The sequence below is a fragment of the Mesorhizobium sp. M1A.F.Ca.IN.022.07.1.1 genome (genome assembly GCF_003997575.1).
Taxonomy (GTDB): domain Bacteria; phylum Pseudomonadota; class Alphaproteobacteria; order Rhizobiales; family Rhizobiaceae; genus Mesorhizobium.
The window spans coordinates 1-582 of the sequence record NZ_RZST01000721.1 but is presented as its reverse complement, the minus strand read 5'-3'; the positions used below and the strand labels follow the sequence as shown (position 1 = coordinate 582).

Sequence of the window (582 nt, the reverse complement as noted above, 5' to 3'; positions counted from 1 at the left end):
GAGCTAGCCCGCTCGAACGAGGCGCTGGCCAAGGCAGCCGAAGGTCACAGCGTCGCTGTCGTGTCCGGCGGCGATCCCGGCGTATTCGCCATGGCGGCCGCCGTCTGCGAGGCGATCGAAGCCGGTCCGCCAGAATGGAGGTCAATCGACCTCGCGGTCGTTCCCGGCGTCACCGCCATGCTCGCGGTCGCCGCCCGCATCGGCGCGCCGCTTGGCCATGATTTCTGCGCCATCTCGCTCTCCGACAATCTAAAACCCTGGGAGCTGATCGAGCTGCGTCTGCTGGCGGCGGCCGGCGCCGGCTTCGTCATTGCGCTCTACAATCCGATCAGCAAGGCCCGCCCCTGGCAGCTCGGCCGCGCCTTCGAATGCCTGAAGGCCATTCTGCCGGGCACCACCCCGGTGATCTTCGGCCGCGCCGCCGGCCGGCCCGAAGAGCGCATCGAGGTGTTTCTGCTCGCCGACGCCGATGCGGCAAAGGCCGACATGTCGACCTGCGTCATCATCGGCTCGCCCGAGACCCGCATCATCAAGCGCGGCGACAAGCCCGCGCTGGTCTACACGCCGCGTTCGGCAACTGGG

Annotated in this window: 1 protein-coding gene; it reads left to right on the top strand. The window is 68.7% G+C overall.

Features of this window, described 5'->3' with window-relative positions:
* On the top strand, positions 1–582 hold a 582-nt coding region (locus EOA75_RS33615), incomplete at both ends, for an SAM-dependent methyltransferase (RefSeq protein WP_127326192.1).